The sequence below is a fragment of the Desulfuromonas acetoxidans DSM 684 genome, from assembly GCF_000167355.1.
GTDB classification, from domain to species: domain Bacteria; phylum Desulfobacterota; class Desulfuromonadia; order Desulfuromonadales; family Desulfuromonadaceae; genus Desulfuromonas; species Desulfuromonas acetoxidans.
Genome location: NZ_AAEW02000004.1, coordinates 93,774 through 120,552, shown reverse-complemented (window position 1 = coordinate 120,552; position 26,779 = coordinate 93,774). Strand labels below are relative to the sequence as shown.

The 26,779-nt window shown below is 55.4% G+C and carries 24 protein-coding genes, 1 tRNA gene and 1 pseudogene; all 26 read left to right on the top strand.

From position 1 onward, the window contains the following. Nucleotides 1-113 precede the first annotated feature (113 nt). The 26 genes and pseudogenes from DACE_RS04255 (at nt 114) to DACE_RS04135 (ending at nt 26,409) form a co-directional block, all read left to right on the top strand. Nucleotides 114-488, top strand: a complete 375-nt coding sequence (locus DACE_RS04255) for a winged helix-turn-helix transcriptional regulator (protein ID WP_005998576.1) — start codon at nt 114-116, stop codon at nt 486-488. Between the two features lie 214 nt (nt 489-702). Continuing rightward, complete coding sequence (locus DACE_RS04250) at nt 703-1,707, top strand: PstS family phosphate ABC transporter substrate-binding protein (RefSeq protein WP_005998574.1); 1,005 nt, start codon at nt 703-705, stop codon at nt 1,705-1,707. Nucleotides 1,708-1,839: 132 nt separating this feature from the next. Next, complete coding sequence (locus DACE_RS04245; protein WP_005998571.1) at nt 1,840-4,062, top strand: ABC transporter permease subunit; 2,223 nt, start codon at nt 1,840-1,842, stop codon at nt 4,060-4,062. Between the two features lie 42 nt (nt 4,063-4,104). Next, nucleotides 4,105-5,697 carry a phosphate ABC transporter permease PstA gene (pstA, locus tag DACE_RS04240; RefSeq protein WP_005998569.1) on the top strand — a complete coding sequence of 531 codons (1,593 nt, stop codon included), beginning with the start codon at nt 4,105-4,107 and terminating at the stop codon, nt 5,695-5,697. Between the two features lie 52 nt (nt 5,698-5,749). Then, on the top strand, nt 5,750-6,526 hold the full coding sequence (gene pstB / locus DACE_RS04235; RefSeq protein WP_005998568.1) for a phosphate ABC transporter ATP-binding protein PstB: 777 nt from the start codon (nt 5,750-5,752) through the stop codon (nt 6,524-6,526). A gap of 89 nt (nt 6,527-6,615) precedes the next feature. Next, nucleotides 6,616-7,278 carry a phosphate signaling complex protein PhoU gene (gene phoU / locus DACE_RS04230; RefSeq protein WP_005998566.1) on the top strand — a complete coding sequence of 221 codons (663 nt, stop codon included), beginning with the start codon at nt 6,616-6,618 and terminating at the stop codon, nt 7,276-7,278. Nucleotides 7,279-7,680: 402 nt separating this feature from the next. Further along, nucleotides 7,681-8,928, top strand: a complete 1,248-nt coding sequence (rho, locus tag DACE_RS04225; protein WP_040366216.1) for a transcription termination factor Rho — start codon at nt 7,681-7,683, stop codon at nt 8,926-8,928. Between the two features lie 226 nt (nt 8,929-9,154). Continuing rightward, nucleotides 9,155-9,364, top strand: a complete 210-nt coding sequence (gene rpmE / locus DACE_RS04220; RefSeq protein WP_005998562.1) for a 50S ribosomal protein L31 — start codon at nt 9,155-9,157, stop codon at nt 9,362-9,364. Nucleotides 9,365-9,469: 105 nt separating this feature from the next. After that, nucleotides 9,470-10,156 carry an FAD-dependent thymidylate synthase gene (gene thyX, locus DACE_RS04215; protein WP_005998560.1) on the top strand — a complete coding sequence of 229 codons (687 nt, stop codon included), beginning with the start codon at nt 9,470-9,472 and terminating at the stop codon, nt 10,154-10,156. Nucleotides 10,157-10,212: 56 nt separating this feature from the next. After that, a complete protein-coding gene (gene prfA, locus DACE_RS04210; RefSeq protein ID WP_040366214.1) occupies nt 10,213-11,283 on the top strand; it encodes a peptide chain release factor 1 in 1,071 nt (356 codons plus the stop codon). Beyond that, nucleotides 11,280-12,161 carry a peptide chain release factor N(5)-glutamine methyltransferase gene (prmC, locus tag DACE_RS04205; RefSeq protein ID WP_005998556.1) on the top strand — a complete coding sequence of 294 codons (882 nt, stop codon included), beginning with the start codon at nt 11,280-11,282 and terminating at the stop codon, nt 12,159-12,161. The genes prfA and prmC overlap by 4 nt, the downstream gene beginning before the upstream one ends. Before the next feature lie 6 nt (nt 12,162-12,167). Beyond that, the gene (gene murA / locus DACE_RS04200; protein WP_005998555.1) at nt 12,168-13,427 is read left to right on the top strand and encodes a UDP-N-acetylglucosamine 1-carboxyvinyltransferase; all 1,260 of its coding nucleotides are present in this window, start codon (nt 12,168-12,170) and stop codon (nt 13,425-13,427) included. A gap of 31 nt (nt 13,428-13,458) precedes the next feature. Further along, the gene (gene hisG, locus DACE_RS04195; RefSeq protein ID WP_005998552.1) at nt 13,459-14,121 is read left to right on the top strand and encodes an ATP phosphoribosyltransferase; all 663 of its coding nucleotides are present in this window, start codon (nt 13,459-13,461) and stop codon (nt 14,119-14,121) included. A gap of 169 nt (nt 14,122-14,290) precedes the next feature. Further along, the gene (gene hisD / locus DACE_RS04190) at nt 14,291-15,586 is read left to right on the top strand and encodes a histidinol dehydrogenase (protein WP_040366213.1); all 1,296 of its coding nucleotides are present in this window, start codon (nt 14,291-14,293) and stop codon (nt 15,584-15,586) included. Nucleotides 15,587-15,623: 37 nt separating this feature from the next. Then, the gene (gene hisB, locus DACE_RS04185) at nt 15,624-16,214 is read left to right on the top strand and encodes an imidazoleglycerol-phosphate dehydratase HisB (RefSeq protein ID WP_005998550.1); all 591 of its coding nucleotides are present in this window, start codon (nt 15,624-15,626) and stop codon (nt 16,212-16,214) included. Nucleotide 16,215: 1 nt separating this feature from the next. Then, nucleotides 16,216-16,833: an imidazole glycerol phosphate synthase subunit HisH gene (gene hisH, locus DACE_RS04180; protein WP_005998549.1), complete on the top strand. Its 618-nt coding sequence runs from the start codon at nt 16,216-16,218 to the stop codon at nt 16,831-16,833. Next, complete coding sequence (gene hisA, locus DACE_RS04175; RefSeq protein ID WP_005998548.1) at nt 16,834-17,565, top strand: 1-(5-phosphoribosyl)-5-[(5-phosphoribosylamino)methylideneamino]imidazole-4-carboxamide isomerase; 732 nt, start codon at nt 16,834-16,836, stop codon at nt 17,563-17,565. Nucleotides 17,566-17,569: 4 nt separating this feature from the next. After that, complete coding sequence (gene hisF / locus DACE_RS04170; protein ID WP_005998547.1) at nt 17,570-18,337, top strand: imidazole glycerol phosphate synthase subunit HisF; 768 nt, start codon at nt 17,570-17,572, stop codon at nt 18,335-18,337. A 15-nt stretch (nt 18,338-18,352) separates the two neighbouring features. Beyond that, nucleotides 18,353-19,045 carry a bifunctional phosphoribosyl-AMP cyclohydrolase/phosphoribosyl-ATP diphosphatase HisIE gene (gene hisIE / locus DACE_RS04165; RefSeq protein ID WP_005998546.1) on the top strand — a complete coding sequence of 231 codons (693 nt, stop codon included), beginning with the start codon at nt 18,353-18,355 and terminating at the stop codon, nt 19,043-19,045. Nucleotides 19,046-19,211: 166 nt separating this feature from the next. Continuing rightward, nucleotides 19,212-19,661, top strand: a complete 450-nt coding sequence (locus tag DACE_RS04160) for a GatB/YqeY domain-containing protein (RefSeq protein ID WP_005998545.1) — start codon at nt 19,212-19,214, stop codon at nt 19,659-19,661. A gap of 28 nt (nt 19,662-19,689) precedes the next feature. Beyond that, nucleotides 19,690-20,181: a CvpA family protein gene (locus tag DACE_RS04155; RefSeq protein WP_005998544.1), complete on the top strand. Its 492-nt coding sequence runs from the start codon at nt 19,690-19,692 to the stop codon at nt 20,179-20,181. A gap of 51 nt (nt 20,182-20,232) precedes the next feature. Beyond that, nucleotides 20,233-22,599 carry an endonuclease MutS2 gene (locus DACE_RS04150; RefSeq protein ID WP_005998543.1) on the top strand — a complete coding sequence of 789 codons (2,367 nt, stop codon included), beginning with the start codon at nt 20,233-20,235 and terminating at the stop codon, nt 22,597-22,599. Further along, nucleotides 22,599-24,410: a DNA primase gene (gene dnaG / locus DACE_RS04145; protein ID WP_005998542.1), complete on the top strand. Its 1,812-nt coding sequence runs from the start codon at nt 22,599-22,601 to the stop codon at nt 24,408-24,410. Before DACE_RS04150 ends, dnaG begins: the two co-directional genes overlap by 1 nt. A 50-nt stretch (nt 24,411-24,460) precedes the next feature. Then, nucleotides 24,461-24,790, top strand: a pseudogene (locus DACE_RS19040) (RNA polymerase sigma factor region1.1 domain-containing protein); the annotation flags it as partial. Next, nucleotides 24,767-26,212: an RNA polymerase sigma factor RpoD gene (rpoD, locus tag DACE_RS04140; protein WP_474385548.1), complete on the top strand. Its 1,446-nt coding sequence runs from the start codon at nt 24,767-24,769 to the stop codon at nt 26,210-26,212. The pseudogene DACE_RS19040 and the gene rpoD, both read left to right, overlap by 24 nt. Nucleotides 26,213-26,332: 120 nt before the next feature. Beyond that, nucleotides 26,333-26,409: transfer RNA gene (locus DACE_RS04135), tRNA-Met, on the top strand. Nucleotides 26,410-26,779 lie beyond the last annotated feature (370 nt).

Genomic DNA, 26,779 nt, shown 5'->3' with positions numbered 1-26,779 from the left:
AAATTCTGGGGTTTTCTTTTTTGTGCAAGAAGTGTAGAAAGGAAAGATACTGTTGGCAAGTACCTACTCTGAAGTTTGGTAGTCACCTAAAAGATACTATTGCGAGATTATAGATGGTTAGTGAAGATAGGACCGAAGAAAAAAATGTATACCGCTGCCCGGTGGAGGTAACTCTCGATGTCATCGGTGGCAAGTGGAAAAGTTTAATCCTCTGGCATCTCAAGCATAAAACTCTCCGTTTCAGCCAGTTGCAGCGGCTTTTGCCGCGCATTACCCAGAAGATGTTGACCCAGCAGCTGCGCGATCTTGAGCGCGACGGGCTGGTGTTTCGCCAGGTGTATCCCGAGGTGCCGCCGCGGGTGGAATATTCGCTGACCGAACTCGGTTGCAGCGTGGTGCCGATTCTTGATCAGATGTACGAATGGGGCAGCTGTTTTGATCCCGAACAGCCGGGATGTGCTGCAAAGGACTCTAGTGCCGCCTCATAATCGCTCATTTCCGGAAAAGCTGTTGATTTCCCCCTGTTTTTTCTAACCCCGCCCTCAACAGAACTTAGCACCCTTCTTACATAAGCCTAACCCTGTCCTAACATTGTAGCGTCACCTTTAGCGAAGTTTTAAACCGCGATTGAAATCGGTGCAAACCACTGAAAATCTCAGTTGGTTTGAGATTAAAGATGACGCAACTTCAAGGAGAAACAGGATGAAAACAATGGCAGTACGAAGTGTTGTTAAGCGGGTCGCCGCAACAGCCACCGTTGTCGCAGCAATGCTGATGACAGCGGCTCCAAGTCAAGCCTCTGCACCCAAGGTCGATGTGAACCTGTCGGACTACGTCACGGTACAAGGTGTCGGCGGCAACCTGAGCAGTGTCGGTTCCGATACGCTCAACAACCTGATGACATTCTGGGCTGAGGCGTTTCGCGCCAAGTATCCCAATGTCAACATTCAGATCGAAGGCAAGGGTTCCAGTACCGCTCCTCCGGCACTGATCGAGGGTGCCGCGCAGATCGGTCCCATGTCGCGCAAAATGAAGAGCAGCGAAATTGAGAAGTTTGAAAAGCGCTATGGCTTCAAGCCGACCACCATTGGTGTTGCTCTTGACTCTCTGGGTGTTTTCGTCAACAAGGACAACCCGGTTAACGCACTGTCTCTGCAACAGATCGATGCCATCTTCTCCAAAAACCGCAAGGGCGGTGCTCCTCGTGACGCCATCGTCTGGGGTGATTTGGGCCAGGGCGGTAAGTTCGCCAACCTGCCTATCAGCATCTACGGTCGTAACTCTGCGTCCGGTACCTACGGCTACTTCAAGAAGCACGCCCTGTTCAAAGGCGACTATAAAGACACCGTTAAAGAGCAGCCGGGTTCCGCTTCTGTTGTTCTGTCCGTCACTGAAGACCTCGGTGGTATCGGTTACTCCGGCATTGGCTACAAGACCTCCGGTGTTAAGGCGATCGCTCTGGCAAAAAAAGACGGTGACACCGCTTACGAGCCGACTTACGAGAATGTTCTCAACGGTACCTACCCGCTCGGTCGTATGCTTTACCTCAACGTGGTTAAGAAGCCCAATGAGCCTCTGCCCAAGCTGATCTCCGAGTTCATCACCTTCGTTTTGTCCAAAGAAGGTCAGCAGATCGTTGTTAAAGACGGCTACCTGCCGCTGCCGGCTCCGGTTGCTGCCAAGGAATTGGTCAAGGTTAAAAACTAACGATTGACTGCCGGCCATGCCGGATGACAGTTGATCGCTGGATCATGGCACCGCCCGGCATCTTGTCGGGCGGTGCATCTGTCTGATGAAATTTCAGGGTGAGACGCCTCGTACGTCGGGTGAATGAGTTCTATGGATAAAAAAGTTCTGCGAAAGATCAAGCGAAACGACTCGCTTGCGGCTCTGGGGATTCGTGCCGGGGGTGTGCTGGTGATTGCCAGCGTCATCCTGATTTTATTGCTGATCGGTAAAGAGGCGTTGCCGCTGTTTTATGCGCCCCAGGCCGAGTTGAGCAAACGGTTTGCATTGCCCGATGAGTTAGTGGACAAAGAGATTTTTGCTCTCGGCGTTGATGAATATCGTGAAATTGTCTATGTGGTGGATGAGCTGGGACAGTTCACTTTCGTCAATGTTGAGAACGGATTGATATTAAAACGTCTGCAAGCGGAGTCCGTTGAAGATGGATTGCGGGTGACGGCTGTTGAACGGATTGATACGCGTACCTATGCGCTCAGTTGGAATGATGGCCATCTGTCCATGGATCAGGTGGCGTTCAGCATTGACTATGATGCACATGGCAAACGGGTCATGCACATAGCTTTGCACCAACTGGGGCGGTTTGAAGCGGGACAGCAGATAGCTCAGCGTCTGGTTGCTCGTCAGTCGGACCATGGTGCCACGTTGGTGCGCCAGTTTGGCAGTTCCGATCTGGAAATCATTCAGCAGGTTGAAGAGGAGGATCTGTTCGGTAATGTCCAGTCCAGTCGTGAAGTCAGCGTTCTGGAGGGTGTGCATCCTGATCCGATCAGTGCTGTTACTCTGAATGCCGACGGCAGTATGCTCTATGCCGGAACCTCGCATGGCGCGTTGTTGCGCTGGGATCTCAGCACTCCCGGTGAACCGCTTCTGCTGGATAAATTGCAGGCGTTCCGCGATCGCCGCGCGATCACCTCGCTGGCTTTGATGCTGGGGCAAATTTCTTTGGCGGTTGGTGACGATGGCGGGCTGGTGACGGTGTGGTTTCCGACACCAACCGAAGAGGGCGATGGTCATAAGCGCCTGCAGTTGATCCATACCCTGTCACGTCATGATACGCCGGTTGCCGCATTGGTGCCGTCGCTGCGTAATCGCACACTGGTCAGTCTTGGCCGCGGTGGCGTGGTGCATCTCGATTATTCAACCAGCGAACGTCATCTGCTGACGCTGGTCGACAATGATCCGGTGCTGATGTGTGATATTTCGCAGCGGGGCGATGGTCTGGTTGCCCTACAGCCCAACGGCCAGGTGGCATTGTGGTCGATTGACAATCCCCACCCGGAGATCAGCTTCAGTTCTCTGTTCAGCAGGGTGTGGTATGAGAGTTATTCCAAGCCGGAATGGGTGTGGCAATCGTCGTCCGCCAGTGACGACTTTGAAGCTAAAATGAGCCTGACGCCATTGATCTATGGCACCTTGAAGGGCACGTTCTACGCGATGATCTTTGCTGTGCCTCTGGCACTGCTTGGTGCCGTGTACACGAGTCAGTTCGGCAGCAAACGTTTGCGCGAGTTGATTAAGCCGTCGGTGGAGATCATGGCTGCGGTACCCTCGGTCATCATCGGTTTTCTTGCCGCGCTGTGGTTTGCTCCACTACTGGAAACCCACTTTCCCGGCTTTGTGCTGAGTCTGCTGATCGTGCCGCTGGTCTTTTTGCTGTTGCTGATCCTGTGGCAGCCGATGCGCGACCGGCCGTGGGCCAAATATGTCGAGAGCGGCCATGAATTTATCGTGATGGCGCCGTTACTGGTGTTGGCCGTTGCCATTGCTCTTCAGCTCGGCCCTTGGTTCGAGCAACTGCTGTTTGACGGCAACTTCAAGCTGTGGCTGTTCAGCGAAGTCGGCATGCGTTACGACTCGCGCAACAGTATCGTGATCTCGTTTGCCCTTGGTTTTGCCGTGATCCCCATCATTTTCACCATTACGGAAGATGCTCTGTCCAATGTTCCGCAAAGTCTTAAAGCGGCTTCGTTAGCGCTGGGTGCCAGTCGCTGGCAGACGGTATGGCGCGTGGTTTTGCCTTCGGCCAGCCCCGGCATCTTTGCCGCGGTGATGATCGGTCTGGGGCGTGCGGTTGGTGAAACGATGATCGTGTTGATGGCGACCGGCAATACGCCGATTATGGACTTGAGTATCTTCAACGGCATGCGACCTTTATCGGCCAATATCGCGGTTGAAATTCCCGAAGCGCCCCATGGTGACACGCTGTATCGGGTGTTGTTCCTGTCCGCCGTATTGTTGTTTATTTTGACCTTTATTCTCAACACGGTTGCCGAGGTGGTTCGCCACCGGTTGCGGCGTAAGTACGGACGTTTCTAAGGTTGCTATCGTCGTGGTTGACGGAGAAAATTGAGGACACACATGAAGCAGTTTATTACACGCGGTGAGCCCCAGGTTTGGCTGACGGCCGCCGCTCTGACATCAACGTTGCTGATGGCGTTTATCCTGGTGCTGGTGGTGATTGCCAATGGGCTGGGGACGTTTTGGCCGGCGCGGTTAACCGCATTCGATCTGTCCAACGGGCAGTCGGTTCTTGGTGAGGTTCTCAAAGAGGAGCCGCTTCCCGGAGAGGATTCGCGACGCATTCAGCTCAAAGTGGGCAACCGCGACCTGTACGGCATGGATTTTCGCTGGATTCGCGAAGATGGCGTTGTCAAACGCCATCAGCCCAAGCACGTCGCAACCATTGAGCGACAGGAGTACGGGAATTTTTACGGTATTCTCACGGAGGTTGTCGCTCCCGGTGTCGATACCTCAATGGCCTTGTGGCAACAGTTGGAAGCCGGTCGAGAAGCGATCGTGCCGTTACAGGACACGCTTGATGAGATTGATGGCCATATCAATGATATCAATTATGAGATCCAGAAGCTTAATAATCGCGACCTGCTCTATGCCTATGAGGGGGTAGAAAAACAAGACCCTAAACGGGTGGACATCGCCGCGCAGGTTTCTGAACTTAAAGGATCCTTTGGCCATTGGATGACCGAACAGGGCAAGCAGAAACAGAAGTTGCGGGATTATTACGCCAACTTTACCGATATTAACGGTCGCCCGGTGCACATCGCCCTGGCGGAAATTGTCCGCAACTTTCAGCCCAATGATTTAACGACGCTGCAGCGGGCGGGGATCTATTTTGACAAGCTCATTGAATTGTTTGTTGGTGAGCCGCGCGAGTCCAACACCGAGGGTGGATTGTTTCCGGCCATCTACGGCACGGTGCTGTTGATTTTTGTCATGAGTCTGTTTTCGTTCCCTTTAGGCGTGATTGCCGCCATCTATCTGAGCGAATACGCCGGCGAAGGATTGATGGTGCGCATGGTGCGGATTGCCGTGAACAATCTCGCCGGGATTCCGTCGATTGTCTATGGCATCTTCGGTCTGGGCTTTTTTATCTATGGGATTGGCAGCGGCATTGACCAACTGTTTTTTCCGGAACGTCTGCCGACGCCGACATTCGGCACCGGTGGGTTGCTGTGGGCCAGTCTGACCCTGGCACTGCTGACGGTGCCGGTTGTCATTGTGACGACGGAAGAGGCGTTGGGCGCGATTCCCGGTGGGATTCGTGAAGGCTCGCTGGCCCTTGGTTCAACGCGCTTTCAGACCTTGACCCGCATCTTGTTACCCATGGCTTCGCCGGGGATTATGACCGGACTGATTCTGTCCATGGCCCGTGCGGCCGGTGAGGTTGCGCCGTTGATGATCACCGGTGTGGTCAAGCTGGCGCCATCGTTGCCTCTGGACGGGCAGTTTCCCTACTTTCATCTGGAACGTAAATTTATGCATCTGGGTTTTCACATCTACGACATAGGTTTTCAATCGCCGAATGTCGAAGCGGCGCGACCCATGGTGTTTGTGACCACGCTGTTGCTGGTCTTGATCGTTATCGTAATGAGTGGTGTCGCCATCCGCTTGCGCAACCACATGAAGAAGAAATATACCTTCGGCACCTTTTAGAGTTGTGGCACCGACGGTGGAGCAATAAGGACATTCTGGAGAATAAAAAACTATGACGACCCCCAATCCTCTGGCAGATCCTGTCATTGAAGTTGAGCATCTTGATTTTTTCTACGGCACCTCGCAGGCGCTGTTTGACCTGAATATGGTGTTCCCGCGCCGCCAGGTGACGGCGCTGATCGGCCCATCCGGCTGCGGCAAGTCGACGTTTTTGCGCTGTATCAACCGGATGAACGATCTGGTCGATATTTCGCGTATGGAAGGCAGCATCCGAATTGATGACACCGAGATCAATTCCGGCGATCTCGATGTGATTGAGTTGCGCCGCCGCGTTGGCATGGTGTTTCAGAAATCAAATCCGTTTCCCAAATCGATCTATGAAAACGTCATCTACGGTCTGCGCATTGCCGGCATTAACGATAAAAAGATCCTTGATGAAACGGTGGAGCGCAGCCTCAAGGGGGCCGGTCTGTGGGACGAGGTCAAAGATCGTCTTCAGGATTCCGCTCTGGGCATGTCCGGCGGACAGATGCAGCGTTTGTGTATTGCCCGTGCCATTGCCGTGAATCCCGAAGTGATTCTGATGGATGAACCCTGTTCGGCTCTGGATCCAAAATCGACGGCCCGAGTTGAGGACCTGATCAAAGAGCTGCGTGATGACTACACGATTATTATTGTCACCCATAACATGCAGCAGGCCGCACGTGTTTCCGATTATACGGCGTTTTTCTTTGAAGGGGTGCTTGTGGAATACGGTAAAACCGGTGATCTGTTCATGAAGCCGAAAAATAAACAGACCGAAGACTATATCACCGGCCGGTTCGGTTAGGGCACGTTGCAGGTTTAAACGGATAACGGATCAGCGCTGGGATAACAGCCCGGTGGCAAATCCATGAATGACAGGGAAGGACCTATGAGATGATGGCAATCCATTTGCAAGAAGAACTTAACACGTTAAAGCGGATGATCCTGGCGCAGAGCGCCCTGGTTGAAGAGAGCGTCCAGAAAGCAGTGCAGGCACTGGAGCGCGGAGACAATGCCTTGGCTGACAGTGTTATCAGCCTCGATAACCGGATCAACCATCACGAGGTGGAGCTGGAAGAGGAGTGTCTGAAGGTGCTGGCCCTTCACCAGCCGGTGGCCACGGATCTGCGTTTTATCGTTTCGGTGATCAAAATCAACAGCGACCTGGAGCGGATTGGTGATGTGGCTGTCAATGTGGCCAAACGCACTCTGGCGTTTGCTGAGCTGAAAAAGGTTGAGGCGCCGTTTGATTTTCCGTTGATGGCTAAGCGCGTTCTGGCCATGCTTGACAAAAGCCTCACCTCGCTGGTCAATCTTGATGCCGCCACGGCGCAACAGGTCATTGCCGATGACGACCAGATTGATGAACTGCATCGCCAGACCTATGGGTTGGTCAAGCAGGAGCTGGTCGGTTCCAGTCACAATCTTGAAGCGTTGCTGTTGTGGCTGGCCGTGTCGCGCCATATGGAGCGCATTGCCGATCTGGCAGCGCATATCGCAGAAGACGTGGTGTACATGATCGAAGGGCAGATCGTCCGTCATCGCTCAGGGGGCTAGGGCTTGCTACGTGAGGCGGGGGAGTAATTTTTCATAAAGACTGCTGGTTTTCCCGTGTGTCACTGGTCGCGCAGGGGAGAAGGTGTTTACGCGAAAAAAATCAACTCTTGGTGGCAAAACGGGTGCTTAACGTATTTAAGCGATTGACAAGAGCGACGAAAGAAGGTAGACAGGGAGACAGTGTGTGTCAGCGGCGAGTTGACACCAACAGATTCAATTCCTGAATACCCCCAATGGAACTACCCCACTTGTCCCTGTCACTCTAAACCGAGAGGCCTGTTGTCGCAGCAACGGTACGTCTTCCTTTCGCTGTCGAGCAGCCACAAACTAATGAAAAAAACAGACAATAAAAAAAACGAGACCAGAACCACGCGTAAAGTCGTCGAAAATGACGGTTCTTCCATGCACCTGAAGGACCTCAAGGCCAAAAAAATTACTGAGCTGACCGAGATTGCCAACGATCTGAAGATCGAAGGGGTCGCCGGGATGCGCAAGCAGGATGTGATCTTTTCCATCCTCAGTGCCACAGCTGCCCAGAAAGGGGCGATTTTCGGGGAGGGGGTTCTGGAGATCCTGCCCGATGGTTTCGGTTTCTTGCGTGCCACGGATGCCAACTACCTGCCGGGACCGGACGATATCTATGTCTCCCCGTCGCAGATCCGTCGCTTCAGTTTGCGCACCGGCGACACGATCTCCGGGCAAATTCGTCCGCCTAAAGAGGGTGAGCGCTATTTCGCTTTGCTCAAGGTCTCGGAGATCAACTTCGAGGATCCGGCAGTCGCCCGTAAGAAGACGCTGTTTGACAACCTGACGCCGTTGCATCCTCAGGAGCGTCTGGTGCTGGAGACTACCAGCGATAATATTCCCATGCGCGTCATTGATCTGGTGTCGCCCATCGGTAAAGGCCAACGTGGCCTGATCGTCGCCCCGCCGCGCACAGGTAAAACGGTTCTGTTGCAAAATCTGGCCAACTCTATCACCACCAACCATCCTGAAGCGTACCTGATTGTCCTGCTGATTGATGAACGTCCTGAAGAGGTCACCGACATGCAGCGCTCGGTACAGGGTGAGGTGGTGTCGTCGACCTTTGACGAGCCGGCAACCCGCCACGTCCAAGTGGCCGAGATGGTGATTCAGAAAGCCAAGCGCCTGGTTGAGCATAAACGTGATGTGGTCATTCTGCTCGACTCCATCACCCGTCTGGCGCGTGCTTATAATACGGTGGTGCCGCCGAGCGGCAAGATCCTGTCCGGTGGTGTTGACTCCAACGCTTTGCACAAGCCGAAGCGGTTTTTTGGCGCGGCGCGTAATGTTGAAGAGGGCGGCAGCCTGACCATCATTGCCACGGCACTGATCGATACCGGCAGCAAGATGGACGAGGTTATTTTCGAAGAGTTCAAAGGCACCGGTAACATGGAGCTGGTTCTGGATCGTCGCCTGGTTGACAAGCGCACCTTCCCGGCCATCGATGTTAACAAGTCCGGAACCCGTCGTGAAGAGCTGCTGCAGGATACGACAACGCTGCAACGTATGTGGCTGCTGCGCAAAGTGCTGACCACCATGAATGTTGTTGACAGCATGGAGTTCTTGCGTGAGAAGCTGGTGGAGACCAAGGACAACCAGGAGTTCCTTGATTCCATGAATCAGTGATCCCTCTCGGTTGCAATTTGCTGGGGCCGCAACGATGGTCATTGGCAAGCCCGGCGATCAGGAGCGTCTCCCCATGGGCGGCGAAACTCTTTTACACAAGGCCGGTAGTAAAATGAAAATTAAGGGTTGCATCAGGACGTGAAAGCGTGTATTTGTTCCTATTACCCCTTGACGGGGGTTGCGATTCTCGCCTGTACAACGCCAGGCACTTAAAAGGAGAACTACCATGAAAGAAGGGATCCATCCCAAGTACGAAGAAGTGACTGTCAAGTGTCACTGCGGCAACTCGTTCCAGACCCGCTCCACTTACGACAAGGGCGGTGAGCTGACCACTGAAATCTGCTCTGCGTGCCATCCGTTCTACACCGGCACCCAGAAGCTGCTGGATACCGCTGGTCGTATCGAGCGTTTCCGCAAAAGGTATGCAAAGAAGTAGTTGTTTGCTTCGCTGTAAACCGCGTCATTTGGATCAGCCGCAAGGGAGATTTTCCTCTTGCGGCTGTTTCTCGTTAAATAATTCCCTTTTTTAAAGGCCGAGCCCATGGATGTTCAGCTGCTGAGCCATACTCCCGAGCCGGAAAAAATCGTCGCCGCTGCCGCCCGCTTATGCTACTCGGATGCTGGTATCAACGACCTGTTGTCTGCCGACCGTGATCAACAGTTGCGTCTGATTGAGAAAATCCTCAAGCTAGGCCATTTCTCGGTGTTGGAACATGTCAGCTTCAGTTTTGGTCTGGAAGGGCTCAGTCGTGCCTGTTCCCATCAGCTGGTGCGCCACCGGGTGGCGTCCTACTCGCAACAGAGCCAGCGCTATGTGGCACACGATACCCCGTTTGCTGCGGTAGAGCCGCCGTCTTTGGCCGATCATCCCGAATTACAGCAACGTTACCATGATCTGTTTGACCAGGTACATCACCTGTACAAGGACATGCTCGAAGCCGGGGTCCCGGCGGAAGACGCTCGTTTTGTGCTGCCCAATGCCGCCCAGACCAAGCTGGTGATGACCATGAATGCCCGCGAGTTGCATCACTTTTTTTCCTTACGCTGCTGTCGTCGTGCTCAGTGGGAAATTCGCGCCATGGCCAAACAAATGTTGTTGTTGTGTCGTGACGCGGCACCGGTATTATTTGCCCAGGCCGGGCCCGGTTGTCTGCGCGGTGCCTGCCCCGAAGGGGCCATGTGCTGTGGTGAAGCTGATGCTGTGCGGCAGGAGTACGGCCAGAACTGATCAAAACACAGGAACCGCATGGTTCCGTCTGTCAATAGAAAGACACGCTTGTGGCTATTTTTGACAAACTCGAAGAAGTCGTCGATCGCTTTCAGGAGGTGGAAGGGCTGTTGTCCGACCCCACTGTGCTCTCCGACCAGAATAAATTTCGCGAACTGACGCGTGAACACGCCGAGCTGTCCGAGCCGGTGGAGGTGTATCGCCGCTACCGCCAGATTCAGCAGGAGATCGAGGACAATCGCGAATTGATGCGCGATGACGATCCCGATATGCGCGAAATGGCGCGAGAAGAGCTGCCTGCTCTGGAGGATGAGTGTGAGCATCTGGCCGAAAAGCTGACCCTGCTCATGTTGCCGAAAGATCCTAACGACGGCAAGAATATCATCCTCGAAATCCGTGCCGGAACCGGTGGCGACGAAGCGGCGTTGTTTGCCGGTGATCTGTTTCGTGCCTACAGCCGCTATGCCGAAAAACATCGCTGGAAGGTGGAGATCATGAGTTCTTCGGAATCCGGCGTTGGCGGTTTCAAGGAAGTGATCGCCATGATCAGTGGTGAAAACGTCTATTCCCGACTCAAATACGAAAGTGGCACTCATCGCGTGCAGCGGGTTCCGGAAACGGAAACTCAGGGCCGTATCCATACCTCGGCCTGTACTGTGGCTGTCTTGCCCGAGGCCGAAGAGGTGGACTTGGAGATCAATCCCAGCGATCTGCGCATCGACTTGTATCGGGCGTCCGGCGCTGGTGGCCAGCATGTTAACAAAACTGAGTCGGCGGTTCGCATCACTCATATTCCCACCGGTGTTGTCGTGGCTTGCCAGGATGAAAAGTCCCAGCACAAAAACAAGGCGCGGGCCATGAAGGTGTTGCGCTCACGGATTCTCGACGCCATGGAAGCGGAAAAACACGCTGAGATGGCCGCAGATCGTAAAAGTCAGGTCGGCAGTGGTGATCGCAGTGAGCGGATTCGTACCTACAACTTTCCCCAAGGCCGTTGCACCGATCACCGTATCGGTCTGACCTTGTATAAACTGGATGCCATCATGCAGGGCGATCTCGATGAAGTATTTGACGCCTTGACCACCCATTATCAGGCGGAACTGATGGCCGGACAGGAGAACGCGTGACCGAACGCTGGACGGTGCTGAGTGTCCTGCGCTGGACGGCCGAGTACCTGAAGGAAAAAGGCATTGATTCGCCGCGTCTGGATGCGGAGCTGCTCATTGGCGACGCTCTGAATAAAGATCGAGTTGGTCTGTACCTGTGCTACGACCAGCCGTTGCAGCCGCAAGAGTTGACCAAAATCCGTCAACTGGTGGCCCGACGCGCCAAGCGGGAGCCGTTGCAGTATATTGTTGGCCACACCGAATTCTGGTCGTTGCCGTTCAAGGTGGCACCCGGCGTGTTGATCCCGCGTGGCGACACCGAAATTTTGGTTGAAGAGGCATTGCGCCTGCTGGAAGACAACACCACATCGCAACAGCCCGTGCTGGATGTCGGCACTGGCAGTGGTGCGATTGCCGTCGCCTTGGCCCACAGTTGCCCGGATCTGCAGGTGGAAGCAGTCGACCTGCAGCCCGAAGCTCTGGCCCAGGCGCAAGCCAATGCCGAACTCAACGGTGTGGCCGAACGGCTCAGCTTTCGTCAGCAGGATATGGCCGTGTTAAGTGGCGGCCCCTATCGTCTGGTGGTGTCCAACCCGCCGTACATCCGTGAGGATGAGATGGACGGATTGATGCCGGAAGTGCGCGAGCATGAGCCTGCTGTGGCTTTGCAGGCTGGTAGTGACGGCCTGGACTGTTATCGGCTGCTGTGTGAACAGGCACTCAATCTGTTGATCCCCGGTGGCTGGCTGCTGGTGGAAGTGGGGGCCGGACAGGCTGATGATGTGGCCGCGTTGATGGTTCGACACGGCTTGCCGGAAACCTTTCAGCGCGAAGATTACAACGGAATTGTCCGGGTGGTGGGAGGTCAGGCACCTGCTCACACGGATAAGGAGTCATAAACGAACGTGAAGAAGATTGTCATCCACGGCGGACGCCGTCTGCAGGGGACTGTTGAAGTGAGCGGGGCGAAAAACGCCGCGCTGCCGCTGTTGTGCGCAACCCTGTTGTGCCCCGGTGAGCACCGCCTCGGCAATGTGCCGGACCTGCGTGATATCCAAACTGTTGTGAAACTGTTGGAGACCCTCGGTGCGACGGCAGTCTTTGAAAATGGCCAGGTGCGCGTCAACGCCGATCGTGTGGTCAATGTCGAAGCGCCCTACGATCTGGTTAAAACCATGCGCGCCTCGGTGCTGGTGCTCGGTCCGCTGGTCGCCCGACTTGGTCAGGCGCGGGTCAGTTTGCCCGGCGGTTGTGCGATTGGTGCCCGCCCCATCGACCTGCATCTTAAAGGGCTTGAAGCCATGGGTGCCGAGATCACCCTGGATCACGGCTATGTAGAAGCGCGGGCCGAAAAATTACGTGGTGCGACCATCTATTTTGATACTCCGACGGTGGGGGGCACCGAGAATTTGATGATGGCGGCCGCCCTTGCCGAAGGCACCACCGTGCTGGAAAACGCCGCTTGCGAGCCGGAAATTGTTGATCTGGCCAATGCGCTCAATGCCATGGGCGCCTGTGTGCGTGGGGCTGGCAGCGACACGGTGACCATTGAAGGGGTGGACAGCCTGCAGCCGATGGATCATCAGGTGATGATGGACCGTATTGAGGCTGGCACTTTTATGGTTGCCGCGGCCATGACGCGTGGTGATGTGCTGCTCAGTAACGCCGATGCCGACTGTCTTGAAGCGGTGATTAGCAAGTTACGTGAAGCTGGTGCCGAAGTTATTCTCGGTGATGATGGCATTCGCGTACGCGGCCCGGAAGAGATCCAGCCGTTGCAGATCAAGACCCGGCCGCATCCCGGTTTCCCGACGGATATGCAGGCCCAGTTCATGGCCATGCTGACGTTGGCCAAAGGAACCAGCGTTATTGCCGAGAACGTGTTTGAGAACCGCTTTATGCACGTGTGTGAATTACAGCGGCTCGGTTCGAAAATCCGTATTGACGGCAAGCAGGCCATGGTTGAAGGGGTCGAACAGTTGCTCGGTGCGCCGGTGATGGCCACGGATCTGCGCGCCAGTGCCTCACTGGTGCTGGCCGGACTGGCTGCGGACAATACCACGGAAGTGTCGCGAATTTATCATCTGGACCGCGGCTATGAACGACTGGAAGAGAAACTGCTGGCCTTAGGCGCCGATATCCGCCGCGTGGCGGAGGACGCCTGACCGATAACGTCAAGCCACGAAAGAGGACACTATGAGTGATTACATCACCTTTGCCCTGCCCAAAGGGCGCATCTTGGAAGATTCCATGGAGTTGTTTGCCAAGATCGGCATCACCTGCCCGGAAATGAAAGAAAAAAACCGCAAACTGGTTTTTGAAAATAAAGAGGATAAACTGCGTTTCATGGCGGTTCGCGCTACCGACGTGCCCACCTATGTCGAGTACGGCTGCGCCGATATCGGCGTGGTTGGTAAGGATACCCTGCTTGAGCAGGATAAGGATCTCTACGAGCCGCTCGATCTGAATTTCGGCTATTGCCGCCTGGTGGTGGCTGAACCCAAGGCGTTGAGTGAGCAGGACGATCCGGCCAGTTGGTCGAACATCCGTGTTGCCACCAAGTATCCCAAGGTTACCGAGCGCTATTTTGCCAGTAAGGGTGTTCAGGTGGAACTGATTAAACTTTATGGCTCCATTGAGCTGGCGCCGCTGGTCGGTTTGTCGGAGCGGATTGTCGACCTGGTGTCCACCGGAGCGACGCTGCGCGACAACGGCATGGTGGAAGTGGAAACCATCGCCGAGGTCACGACGCGATTGATTGTCAATCGTGCCAGCATGAAAACCAAACACGAGCGGATTCGCCAGATCATTGATGGTCTGGAAAAGGTGATTGCCGATACACCAAAAATCTCTCAATAGAGCTTCTTACAGAGAGACTCGTGGAGCCCATGGACGGGCGACTGAAATAGTCGAATTGTTTACAATTCGTTGATTTTGTGAGCTTCTGAAAATGATTTTTTTCAGAAGCGTGTTTGCGAGAAAACCAGGGACGGTTTTGAGCAAGAACCTCAATAAAAGGTGACCCATGATCAAGCTACTCCGTTTTGACGACCCGGATTTTGCTGAGTCTTTCGCCCATATTGAAAATCGCGCCGAGGAGATTCCCGCCGACATCGATACCACGGTGCGGGCGATTATCGACGCTGTGCAGCAACGCGGCGACGCTGCGCTGCAGGAGTATACCCTGCGTTTTGACCGTCTTGATCTGACAGCCCAGGGCATGGAAGTCAGTGCTGACGAGATGGCGGAAGCCGTCGCCAAGGTCAGCGCGGACGATCTTGCCGCCCTGAAACTGGCGGCTGAACGGATCAGTGCTTATCACCGTCGGCAGAAGCAGGAAACATGGCTGTCCACCGACGAGAGCGATATTTTGCTCGGCCAGATGATCCGCCCGCTGGATCGGGTCGGCATCTATGTTCCCGGAGGTAAGGCCGCTTATCCGTCGTCGGTGCTGATGAACGCCATCCCCGCCAAAGTGGCCGGTGTGCCGGAAGTGATCATGGTGGTGCCGATGCCCAATGGCGAGGCCAATCCCCATGTACTGGCTGCTGCGCATATTGCCGGAGTGGATCGTATTTTCCGCGTTGGCGGCGCTCAGGCTGTGGCCGCATTGGCCTACGGCACTGAGACCATTCCGCGGGTGGATAAAATTACCGGACCCGGCAACATCTACGTGGCCACGGCCAAGAAGATGGTGTTTGGTCAGGTCGATATTGACATGATCGCCGGTCCCAGCGAGATTCTGGTGGTTAACGACGGCAGCGGCTGTGCCCGCCACATTGCCGCTGACCTGCTGTCGCAGGCCGAGCACGATGAGCTGGCGTCCGCCGTGCTGGTCACCAGCTGCGACACCATGGCCAAAGAGGTTGCCGCCGAGGTGGAAAAACAGCTGGCCCTGTTGCCGCGTAATGCCATTGCCCGCTCTTCCATTGATGAGTACGGTGCCATCATTGTCGCCGACGATCTCGATCAGGTGCTGGAGTTTTGCAACCGCATTGCTACTGAGCACTTGGAACTGGCTGTCGATAACCCCTTTGACCTGCTGCCGAAGGTGCGTCATGCCGGAGCGATTTTCATGGGCCACCATACCCCGGAAGCGCTCGGCGATTATCTGGCCGGTCCGAACCACACCCTGCCCACCGGTGGCACGGCGCGGTTCTTTTCGCCGTTATCGCTGGATGATTTCGTCAAGAAGTCGAGCCTGATCTGCTGCTCACCGGCCGGATTGAAACGGCTGGGACCGCAGACGGTACAGATTGCTCAACTGGAGGGGTTGGACGCCCATGCCCGTTCGGTCAGCCACCGGCTGGATGACGACGCGTAATTTTTGTTGCACCACCTTTTTGCTGTCAGGAGTGTCTATGTCACGAACTGCTTGCATTGAACGCCGCACGGCTGAAACCACCATTGACCTGAAACTGGATTTGGACGGCAGCGGCCAGGGCGAAATCAGCACCTCGGTGCCGTTTCTCGACCACATGCTGATCTTGCTTAAAGGCCATGGATTCTTTGACCTGACCATTCAGGCGCAGGGCGATGTTGAGATTGACGACCATCACACGGTCGAAGATATGGGCATCTGCCTCGGCGAGGCGTTCAAACAGGCGTTGGGCGACAAAAAAGGCATCCGCCGTTATGGCCGTTTCACCATGCCGATGCATGAGGCGCTGGCCTCGGTGATTCTCGATTTTTCCGGCCGCCCGCATCTGGTGTTCAACGTCGATATGCCCAAGGCCAAGGTCGGCCAGTTTGACACCGAGCTGGTGGAGGAGTTTTTTGTCGCGTTTTGCAACCACGCTGGGGTGAACCTGCATATCAACCTGGCGTACGGCAGCAATCTGCACCACATTATCGAAGCGATTTTTAAGGGCTTCGGTCGCGCCCTTGATGAAGCGACCCAGATCGACCCGCGTATCAGCGGCGTCATGTCGACCAAAGGAAAATTGGAATAGCATGATTACAATTATCGATTACGGCATGGGTAATCTGCGCAGCGTGCAGAAAGGCTTTGAAAAAGTAGGTTACACCGCCCAGGTGACCGATGATCCGCGTGTGGTGGAAAAAGCCGAACGCCTGGTGTTACCCGGTGTTGGAGCGTTCCGCGATTGTATGGACAATTTGCGCGACGGCGGTTTTATCGAACCGATCCACCAGTTTATTGCCACCGGGCGGCCGTTTCTCGGCATCTGCCTCGGTTTTCAAGTGTTGCTCGGTGAAAGCGAGGAGTTCGGCAGTCATCAGGGGCTGGGGATCTTCCCCGGTAAGGTGACCCGCTTTGCCGAAGATATGCAGCTTGACGGGGAAACCCTCAAGGTGCCTCACATGGGCTGGAACCGCATTCAACACCGCGATATCCCGCTGTTCAAGGGCGTAGCGCAGGACAGTTTCGTTTACTTTGTCCACTCCTACTATGTGCAGCCCGAGGACAGCACCGTGGTCGCCGCGACCACCGACTACGGCATCGAATTCTGCAGCGCCATCTGTCGCGACAACGTGATGGCTACCCAGTTTCACCCGGAGAAAAGCCAGCAGGTCGGTTTGACCATGCTGAAGAATTTTGGAGAACTGTAAATGATCGTCATTCCGGCCATTGATTTGAAAAACGGCGCCTGCGTTCGACTGGAGCAGGGGCTGATGGAACGTGATACCGTTTATTCCGATGATCCCGGTGCCCAGGCGCGCATCTGGCAAGATCAGGGCGGCGAGATGCTGCATATTGTCGACCTCGACGGCGCGTTTGCCGGCGAGCCGAAAAATCGCCATGCCATTGAGGCGATCGTCAAAGCGTTGGATATCCCGACGGAACTCGGCGGCGGTATCCGCGATATGGAAACCATCGAATGCTATCTCAAGCTCGGCGTCAGTCGGGTGATTCTCGGCACCATTGCCAAGGAGAATCCCCAGTTTGTCAAGGAAGCCTGTAAGGCATTCCCCGGCCAGATTGTCGTCGGCATCGACGCCAAGCAGGGGCTGGTTGCCGTACGCGGCTGGGCCGATGTGACCGAGAAGAAAGCCATTGATCTGGCGCGTGAGATGGAAGATTTCGGTGTTGAGGCGATCATCTACACCGATATCGCTCGCGACGGCATGATGCAGGGCCCCAACCTCAAAGAGACCGGCGATCTCGCCGAAGCCATCACTATTCCGGTGATCGCCTCCGGTGGCGTGTCGAGTCTCAAGGATATTGAAAACCTGCTGACCATCAAGGACAAAGGGCTGGCCGGCGTGATCACCGGCAAGGCGATCTACAGCGGTGCCTTGGATCTGCGTGAGGCCGTGGCCCTGACGCGAGGAAAGGGTTAAGCCGATGCTGACACGTCGCATTATTCCCTGTCTCGATGTCAAGGACGGCCGGGTGGTCAAAGGGGTGCAATTTGTCGATTTGATTGATGCCGGTGACCCGGTGGAAGCGGCCATGGCGTATGACGCCCAGGGCGCCGATGAGCTGACGTTTCTCGATATCACCGCGTCCAGCGACAAGCGCAACATCATTCTCGATGTAGTGGCGCGTACCGCTGAGCAGGTGTTCATGCCGTTGACCGTTGGTGGCGGTATCCGTGAGATTGCCGATATCCGCAACCTGCTCAATGCCGGAGCGGACAAAGTGAGTATCAATACCGCCGCTGTGCACCGTCCCGAATTTGTTCGCGAGGCGGCCGAGCGTTTCGGCACCCAGTGTATCGTCGTGGCCATTGACGCCCGGCGCGTGCCCGACAGCGATCCGCAACGCTGGGAGGTCTACACCCATGGCGGCCGCAATGCCACCGGCATTGATGCCATTGAATGGGCGGTCAAGATGGAAGAGTTGGGTGCGGGCGAGATCCTGCTCACCTCCATGGATTGCGACGGCACCAAGGACGGCTACGATATCGCTCTGACCCGTGCGGTCAGTGATGCCGTGCACATCCCGGTGATCGCCTCCGGCGGTGTCGGCAATCTGGAGCATATTAAAGACGGTCTGACCGATGGTGGTGCCAGTGCGGCTTTGGCCGCAAGCATTTTTCACTTCCGCGAGTACACCATTACCGAGTGCAAAGAGTATTTACAGCAACACCAGGTCCCGGTGCGGATCTGAACAGCAGGAGACAACATGCGTCTTGTTGAGCAGTTAAAATTTGATGATAACGGCCTGGTGCCGTGTATTACCCAGGATGTCGACAGCGGCGAAGTGCTGATGCTCGCTTACATGAACGAAGAAGCGGTGGAAAACACCCTGAACACCGGCAAGGTCCACTATTATAGCCGGTCACGGGGCAAGCAGTGGATGAAGGGCGAGTCCTCCGGCCATGTGCAGAAGGTGCGCGAAATTCGCTACGACTGCGACGGCGATACGGTGCTGATCAAGGTTGAGCAGGTGGGCGCGGCCTGTCATACCGGCCGCCGTTCCTGTTTCTACAGTGTCTGGGACGACAGCAAACTGGTGATTGACGGTGAGCCCGAGGTCAACGCTGCACAAGTGTATGGCGAGAAAGATATCCTCGATGCGGTCTACCATGTCATCCAGGATCGCCGTCGTAATCCGTCGGAAAAATCCTACGTCCACTCGCTGTTCACCAAGGGGCTGGACAAGATTCTCAGCAAAATTGGTGAAGAAGCAACTGAAACGGCCGTGGCCGGTAAAGGTGGCGACCGCGAGGAAGTGATCTACGAAGTCGCGGACCTATTCTTCCACACCCTGATCCTGCTGGGTTACTACGATCTGCCGCCCGAGCGTATTTACGCCGAGCTGCGCCGTCGTTTTGGCTTGTCAGGCATTGAGGAAAAAGAGTCGCGTAGCAAATAAGCCTTTTTCCTAAAGGCTGTGGAGCCCATGGATGGGCGACCAAAATGGTCGAATTTGTTTACAATTCGGCGATTTTGTGAGGTTTTGAAAATCACATTTTCAAAACCGTGCTTACAAAAAGCAATGGATGGCTTTTTGTATAAAAAATAATTTCCAGGAGTTGACCATGGATTTACAACAACGCCTTAACGAGGCGATGAAAGAGGCCATGAAGGCCAAGCAGACCGAGCGCCTCGGCGTGATCCGTCTGATCCGTACCGCCATTAAAAATGCCGAGATCGATCAGCGCAAAGAGATGGACGACGCTGCCATTATTGCCGTGATGTCGACCCTGCTCAAGCAGCGTCGTGAGTCGGCACAGATCTACCGTGACAATGAGCGGCTTGATCTGGCGGAAAAAGAGGAGCGCGAGATTGAAGTGCTGCAGGAGTTTCTGCCGCAGGCGTTGACCGAAGAGGAGCTCAAGCAGTTGGTCGAAGCAACCATCGCCGAAGTGGGTGCCACCTCCATGAAGGAGATGGGTGCGGTGATGAAAAAGGTGACTGCCCAGACCGTGGGCCGTGCTGATGGCCGTCAGGTCAGTGAACTGGTCAAGGCCTGTTTGATGAACCGCTGATTACAGCAAAGTAAAGGGGATTTTAACCATGAATGGACTCGATATCGCCATCCTGATCATCCTGGCGTTGTTCGTGATCAAAGGTGCCTTGCGCGGCTTGATCAAAGAGCTCTGCTCACTCATCGGCCTGGTGGTGGCGGCCGGTATCGCATTCCATTTTTATACGCCCCTGGCGCACAAACTGGCCGATATGAGTCAATTACCGTTGCAATTGTGTGTGATTGTCACTCTGGTCCTTTTATTTGTCGCCACAATGATTATCTTTACAGTGATCGGTGTCGTGTTGTCACGGTTTATCCGTCTGCTGTTTCTCGGTGGGTTCAACCGGGTCCTGGGTGCACTGTTCAGTCTGCTTCAGGGAACCTTTGTCCTGGCCCTGGTGCTTTACGGTCTGTCACTGGCGCACTTGCCATCGGCAGTGAAGCCGCAGTTCAGAAAATCGCAATTGCGACCGCCGTTTGTTGAATTGGGAGAGTCGATGGTCAAGCTGAGTGTGCGCTACCTCGATAAGGTCTCCTGACTGTTTTTCCGGTGCGTTGCCACGGCGGCGTGCCTAACCGTGTGAAGGTGAATGCTACAGGAAACCCTGCACGTTCTCGAATTTAACAAGGTTGTCTCGCTGCTGGGTCTGTTTACCGTCACGGTGCCCGGTAAGGCGTTAACCCTGGCGCTGCGTCCGTTGCAGGAGCGCGAAGCCGTACATGCTTCTTTGCAGCGGGTGGAAGAGGCTCGCGCCGTGCGTGAAGATAAAGGCACTCCGCCGCTGGGCGGAAGCCACGATCTGCATGAGACGCTTGATCGGGCCAAGACCGAAGGGGTGTGGCTGTCGGCTGCGGCGTTGTTGGAGGTGGCCGAAAGCCTTGATGCCGCCCGCGCCTGTCGTGGCTATTTCGGCAATGAGGCGATGGCGCCGTTGCTTGCCGCCGATGTTGGTGAGCTGCAACTGCTGGCCGAGTTGCGTGAGCAGATCAAGGCCAGTATCGGCCCGGCCGGTGATGTGCTGGATGAAGCGTCGTGGCGGCTGTCCGATCTGCGCAGCCAGATCAAGGTATTGCGTGGCCGGATTCGTGCCGTCTTGGAATCCATGCTCAGTAACAGTGATTATGACGGCGTGTTTCAGGATCAGATTGTTACCGACCGCAACGGCCGTTACGTGGTGCCGGTGCGGGCGGATTACCGTGGCCGGGTTAAAGGGTTTGTCCACGATGAATCTTCCAGTGGCCAGACACTGTTTATTGAACCGGCGGCCGTGCTGGAGCGCAACAATACGTTGCAGTCGCTGCGTCGGGAAGAACAGCGCGAGATTGAGCGGATTTTGCTTGAACTGGCGGCCATGGTCGGCGAGGCACGCGGCCCGTTGCGGCGTAATCAGGAGATTCTGGCGCAACTCGATTTTACCTGCGCTGTGGCCCGGTTTGCCGAATTGACCAAGGCTTGTGCGCCGCAGTTGACGACCAAGCGCCAGTTGGAACTGCGTGAAGTGCGTCATCCGCTGCTGTTGTTGGGCAGCGATGGACGACCGCGCGCGCAGAAAACCGTGGCCATTGATCTGCGTCTGGGCAAAAAGCACGATACTTTGATCATCAGCGGTCCCAACACCGGCGGTAAAACCGTGGCGTTGAAGACCGTTGGTCTGCTGTTTCTGATGGTGTCGGCCGGGTTGCCGATTCCGTGTCATCCGCACAGTAGGGTGTATCTGTTCAGCCGGGTGTTTGCCGATATCGGCGATGAACAGAGTATTGAAGAGAATCTGTCGACGTTTTCCGGCCACCTGCTGCGGATGAGACGCATTCTCGAACAGGTGGATGGTGATTCTCTGGTGCTGCTTGATGAAGCGGGGACCGGTACCGATCCGGCCGAGGGCGGTGCTCTGGCCCTGGCGGTGATGGATCGTCTGCGCGCGATTGGCGCACGCACGGTGGTGACCACCCACTTGAATATGATCAAAAGCTGTGCCTACCTGGAATCGCGGGTGGAGAATGCGGCGGTGGAGTTTGATCCCGAGACGTTGGCACCGACCTACCGCCTCCATTACGGGGTGCCGGGGGCGAGCAGTGCGTTCACCATCGCCCGCAACATGGGCATACCGGCCAAGGTGCTCGATCGGGCCAATCAGTATCTTGGCAGCGAGGAACGTGACGGCTTGGCCATGGTCGAGCAGCTCAATCAGGTGCAGAACCGCCTGGAACAACAACTGCGTGAGGCAGAAGAGCTCCGCAACGAGGCGGCTGCTGAGCAGCGTAAGCGTCTTAAGCTGTTGAAGGATTTTGAAGCCCAACGCGAAAAACTGCTCGATAAGGCTCGTCGCCGCGCCGAACAGCTGGTCAATGAGACCCAGGGCAAGATGAAAAAGCTGCTCAAGCAGGCGCGTGACATGCAAGGTGGCGATGGCCGCCAGCAGGCCGAGCTGATGCGCCAAGTGCGTGAGAGTCGTGAAGAGTTGCCGACGCCGGTGGAGGTGAAACGTCAGCGTCATGCCCCTGATCAGCTTAGTGAAGGGGAGCTGGTGCGGGTGGTTGCCCTCAATGCAGAAGCTCGGGTGGAACGGTTGTCTGGCGATGAAGTCGAGTTGAATGTTAACGGCAAGGTGATGCGCCTACCGCTGAGCGCACTGGAGGCGTTCAGCCCGCGTCGCTTCGCCGAAGCAAAAACGAAACGGGGCGGCACCAAAAGTCAGGTGGACCGCAGCCGTTTCAATCCGCGTCTCGACGTGGTGGGTTGCCGGGTCGAAGAGGCGCTGCCTCAGGTGGAGCGGCTGATCGATGATGCGCTGCTGAATAATTGGAAAGACATCAGTGTCGTTCACGGTCGCGGAACCGGTGCGTTGCGCCAGGCGATCCAGGAGCTGCTGGCGCACCATCGGGCGGTGACGTCGTTTCATGCCGCGGACAATGCCCATGGTGGTACGGCAGTGACTGAAATTGAGCTGGGGGACTGATGGCGCGGATACCGGAAGATCTGATCAGTCAGGTGCGCGAACGGGTCGATATTGTCGACGTTGTTTCCGGCTACGTGAAGTTGAAACATTCCGGTGATAACCACCTCGGTTTATGTCCGTTTCATAGTGAGAAGACACCGTCGTTCAACGTCAACAGCAGTCGCCAGATTTTTCACTGCTTCGGCTGCGGCGTCGGCGGCAATGTGTTCAGCTTTCTGATGCGTATGGAAGGGCTGGCGTTTCCCCAGGCGGTGAAACGGCTGGCTGACCAGGTTGGAGTCGTCATTCCCGACGATGAGCCGAGTCCTGAGGAGGTCCGGCGGCGTCTGGAGCGTGAAGAGCTGGCCGAGGTTTATGAGCAGGCGACGCGCTTCTATCACGATATCCTGCTTGCCGATCCGCGTGGTGCTCAGGCTCGAGGTTATATCCGTCGCCGTGGTTTTGACAGCGAAGCGGTGCGCCGCTTTCGCCTTGGCTTTTCGCCGGACAGTTGGGATGCGTTGTGCGAACACCTGACGTCTGAGGGCACGGATCTCGATAAGGCACGCCAACTTGGCTTGATCCGGCGCAGTGACAAGACCGGGAATGATTTTGACATGTTCCGTCAGCGGTTGCTGTTTCCGATTGAAGATCTGTCGGGCAAGGTGGTGGCCTTCGGCGGACGGGTACTCGACGACAGCCTGCCGAAGTACATTAACTCGCCTGAGTCGGCGCTGTATCATAAAAGCCGCCTGCTTTACGGTCTGTATCAGGCGAAACAGGCGATGCGCCGTGAACGGGCGGTGATTGTCGTTGAAGGTTATTTTGATCACCTGGCGCTGGTGCAGGCGGGCATTGAGCATGTGGTGGCGACCTGTGGCACCGCGTTGACCGATGACCACGCCAAGATCCTCAAACGGTATGTTGAGCGGGTCGTTCTGTTGTTTGATGAAGACGCCGCCGGACAAAAAGCGTGTTTCCGGGCCATGCCGAGTTTGCTGCAACAGGGGCTCGAAGTGATGACCCTGAGTCTGCCGGCCGGGGATGATCCTGATTCCTGTGTGCGCCGCGAAGGAGCTGAAGCCTTTTTGCAACGTTTGAATGAGGCACGCTCGGCCATAGAGGTTCATATGGAGGTGACTCTGGAACAGGCCGGTGATCGTGCTGAGGCGCAGGCGCGCGCCATTGATACGGTGCTGCAGATGATGCAGCGGGTACCGGATGACATCCAGCGTAACCTGCATCTCGGCCAATTGGCCCAGCGCAGTGGTGTGACAGTTGAGCTGCTGCAACGGCAATTGGAGCGGACCCAAGTTGAGGATCAACCACCCGCGCCACGCCCACAGCCAGCGCCGCGTCCGGCTGTGGCTCCGCGCCCGGTCGAGCCTGAGGAGATCCAGGGTGACTTTAAGGCGCAGAAGTGGTTACTCACTCTAATGCTTGCCGATGGCGGCGTCAGCGGTACAGTTGAAGAACAGGGCATTGACGCATTGTTTGACAATGCCGTCTGTCAGAAGGTGGCACAACAGATACAACGGGCCCATGCGGAGCAGCGTGAACCCGGAGAATGGATGCTCGACCAGTGCGAGGATCCCCGTGCACAGGATCTGCTGACGCAGCTTCTGGTGCGCGAGCAAGAACTTGTCAGTGACGATATTGAAAAAATCTTCGGCGATTGTCGTCAGGCAGTTGTCCGTAGTCAGCTAAAACAACGCAGGGCAGAGCTGCATACGCAGATGCGTGCCGCCGAGCAACATGGAGACTCGGAAAAACAGACAGCCTGTCTGCAGGAACTGACTCGGATCAACCGCGAACTCAAGCGCCGCGGATAAGCACCACAAATACGGACCACGGACGCGTGGTCGACAGGAGAAATGCACCTATGGCTAAAAAGACGAAAGAGGAAGAATTTCAGCAACTCATCGAAACCGGGAAGGAAAAGGGCTACCTGACCTACGATGAGGTGAATGACGCACTTCCTGAAGATATGGTGTCAAGCACCCAGCTCGAAGATGTCATGACCATGTTCGGCGAACTGGATATCGAAATTGTCGATAACGAGACCAAAGAGGAAAAAAGCAAGGGCGACAGCAATGACGACGAGGACGACAGCAAAGAAGAGGGCAACAACTTCGAAGCTGGCGTCATCGGTCGTACCAGTGATCCGGTGCGCATGTACTTGCGCGAAATGGGCCAGGTCTCACTACTGACCCGCGAAGGTGAAGTGGAGATTGCCAAGCGCATTGAAGAGGGGGAAGGCCTGATCACTCAGGTGGTGCTCAAGACCCCTATTGCTCTGCAGGAAGTGATCACTCTGGGCGACCAGCTTTCCGAAGGCTTGATCGGGATCACCGATATCACTAAGGACTACGATGAAGAGGAAGGCGCTGAAGCTGAAGAGAAACAGTATGAGCGTATTCTTGGTCTGATTGCGGAGATCCGCCAGAAAAATGACGAGCTGATCGAGCAACGTCAGTTGAGCAACGAAGGTGATGAGGCTCAGAAAAAAGCCGCCCAAAAGCGCATTGCCACATTGAAGGACGAGTTATGTGATCTGATGCGCCAGATTCGCCTCAAAGAGCAGACGGTGTCGAAAATTGCCCAACGCCTCAAGGAACTCAGCGCCCAGGTTAAGAAAGCTCTCAGTGAAGTGACGGCTTGTGAAAAAGCCCTCGGTTGCTCCCACAAAGACATTCGCCGCTATCTGCGTCGTTTCCACAAAAGTGACGATGAAGCAGCCAAGGTTGTTGAGGAACTGGGCAAAAGTGCTGACGAGTTGCAGGTGGCGGAAAAACGTCTTAAGGGCGCTCAACGCAAGTTCAAGCGGGTTGAAGAGGAAACCGGTTTCTCTCCCGAAGAACTGGTCGACTCCCTTAAAGAGGTTCATCGTGGCGAATGGCGTGCTAAAGCGGCCAAAACCGAATTGGTTGAAGCCAACCTGCGTCTGGTCGTGTCGATCGCTAAGAAATACACCAATCGCGGTTTGCAATTCCTCGATCTGATTCAGGAAGGCAACATCGGCCTGATGAAGGCGGTGGATAAATTTGAATACCAGCGGGGTTACAAGTTTTCCACCTACGCTACCTGGTGGATTCGTCAGGCCATCACCCGGGCCATTGCCGACCAGGCGCGCACCATCCGCATTCCGGTGCACATGATCGAAACCATCAACAAGCTGATCCGCACCAGCCGCCAGTTGGTTCAGGAGCTCGGCCGCGAGCCGATTCCTGAAGAGATCGCCGAGCGCATGGATCTGCCTCTGGAGAAAGTACGCCGTGTGTTGAAGATCGCCAAGGAACCGATCAGTCTCGAAACACCGATCGGTGAGGAGGAAGATTCCTCGTTAGGCGACTTTATCGAAGACAAAGGCGCGGTATCGCCGCTTGAAGCGGTGATCAAGGGCAACCTGTCTGACCAGACTGCTGAAGTGCTGTCCACCCTCAGTCCGCGCGAGGAGAAGGTGTTGCGCATGCGTTTCGGTATCGGTGAAAGATCCGACCATACTCTTGAAGAGGTTGGTCAGGACTTCAATGTTACTCGTGAGCGGATTCGCCAGATTGAAGCCAAGGCGCTGCGTAAACTGCGTCATCCCAGCCGGGCCAAGCGCCTGCGCAGCTTTGTTGATACCCCTTAAATCTTCTCATGGAACCTCCCACGGAGGACAGGGTGTCACAAATCTGGGATGAGGCCTTGACAGTTAGGATTCGATTTGTTAAACATAGCAGGCCTTGGCAGCAAGGCCGCAACATCATGACGCGGGGTGGAGCAGTTTGGTAGCTCGTCGGGCTCATAACCCGAAGGTCGGAGGTTCAAATCCTTCCCCCGCAACCAAAACAAATCAAGCCGGTTTACGTTTTCGTAAACCGGCTTTTTTATTTTCTCCTCCTCTTTTTCCTTCAATACATTTTCCGGGACACAGAATCTTATCCGGAGCCTGCCGTTGTTGTGCTACTATGAATCCGTTTTTATTAGCATTTACCGCGAAAACCTGCCCAGGTGGTCACAAAAAGGTCGCAATGGCGTTTATACCTGTGTTGGCAAACAATTCATGGTTAAATCAAAGAGTTAACCTGGATTTGTCACAAAGCGTGTCGCGAGAAGCTGAAACGTATCGCGACAGCGGTATTACCTTTGAAAAACGTAACCCGCCGAATACTTTAAACCGTTGGCATAGAAGTGGTTCTTTGCCAAGTGTATGGAC

What these genes read in the sequence shown, in the direction of transcription:
- pstA (WP_005998569.1), top strand. Translation starts at nt 4,105, where the DNA reads ATGAAGCAGTTTATTACACGCGGTGAGCCCCAGGTTTGGCTGACGGCC.
- hisA (WP_005998548.1), top strand. Translation starts at nt 16,834, where the DNA reads ATGATCGTCATTCCGGCCATTGATTTGAAAAACGGCGCCTGCGTTCGA.
- rpmE (WP_005998562.1), top strand. Translation starts at nt 9,155, where the DNA reads ATGAAAGAAGGGATCCATCCCAAGTACGAAGAAGTGACTGTCAAGTGT.
- thyX (WP_005998560.1), top strand. Translation starts at nt 9,470, where the DNA reads ATGGATGTTCAGCTGCTGAGCCATACTCCCGAGCCGGAAAAAATCGTC.
- DACE_RS04255 (WP_005998576.1), top strand. Translation starts at nt 114, where the DNA reads ATGGTTAGTGAAGATAGGACCGAAGAAAAAAATGTATACCGCTGCCCG.
- DACE_RS04250 (WP_005998574.1), top strand. Translation starts at nt 703, where the DNA reads ATGAAAACAATGGCAGTACGAAGTGTTGTTAAGCGGGTCGCCGCAACA.
- hisB (WP_005998550.1), top strand. Translation starts at nt 15,624, where the DNA reads ATGTCACGAACTGCTTGCATTGAACGCCGCACGGCTGAAACCACCATT.
- phoU (WP_005998566.1), top strand. Translation starts at nt 6,616, where the DNA reads ATGATGGCAATCCATTTGCAAGAAGAACTTAACACGTTAAAGCGGATG.
- DACE_RS04160 (WP_005998545.1), top strand. Translation starts at nt 19,212, where the DNA reads ATGGATTTACAACAACGCCTTAACGAGGCGATGAAAGAGGCCATGAAG.
- DACE_RS04155 (WP_005998544.1), top strand. Translation starts at nt 19,690, where the DNA reads ATGAATGGACTCGATATCGCCATCCTGATCATCCTGGCGTTGTTCGTG.
- rpoD (WP_474385548.1), top strand. Translation starts at nt 24,767, where the DNA reads ATGGGCCAGGTCTCACTACTGACCCGCGAAGGTGAAGTGGAGATTGCC.
- hisIE (WP_005998546.1), top strand. Translation starts at nt 18,353, where the DNA reads ATGCGTCTTGTTGAGCAGTTAAAATTTGATGATAACGGCCTGGTGCCG.
- dnaG (WP_005998542.1), top strand. Translation starts at nt 22,599, where the DNA reads ATGGCGCGGATACCGGAAGATCTGATCAGTCAGGTGCGCGAACGGGTC.
- pstB (WP_005998568.1), top strand. Translation starts at nt 5,750, where the DNA reads ATGACGACCCCCAATCCTCTGGCAGATCCTGTCATTGAAGTTGAGCAT.
- hisH (WP_005998549.1), top strand. Translation starts at nt 16,216, where the DNA reads ATGATTACAATTATCGATTACGGCATGGGTAATCTGCGCAGCGTGCAG.
- DACE_RS04245 (WP_005998571.1), top strand. Translation starts at nt 1,840, where the DNA reads ATGGATAAAAAAGTTCTGCGAAAGATCAAGCGAAACGACTCGCTTGCG.
- DACE_RS04150 (WP_005998543.1), top strand. Translation starts at nt 20,233, where the DNA reads ATGCTACAGGAAACCCTGCACGTTCTCGAATTTAACAAGGTTGTCTCG.
- hisG (WP_005998552.1), top strand. Translation starts at nt 13,459, where the DNA reads ATGAGTGATTACATCACCTTTGCCCTGCCCAAAGGGCGCATCTTGGAA.
- rho (WP_040366216.1), top strand. Translation starts at nt 7,681, where the DNA reads ATGCACCTGAAGGACCTCAAGGCCAAAAAAATTACTGAGCTGACCGAG.
- hisF (WP_005998547.1), top strand. Translation starts at nt 17,570, where the DNA reads ATGCTGACACGTCGCATTATTCCCTGTCTCGATGTCAAGGACGGCCGG.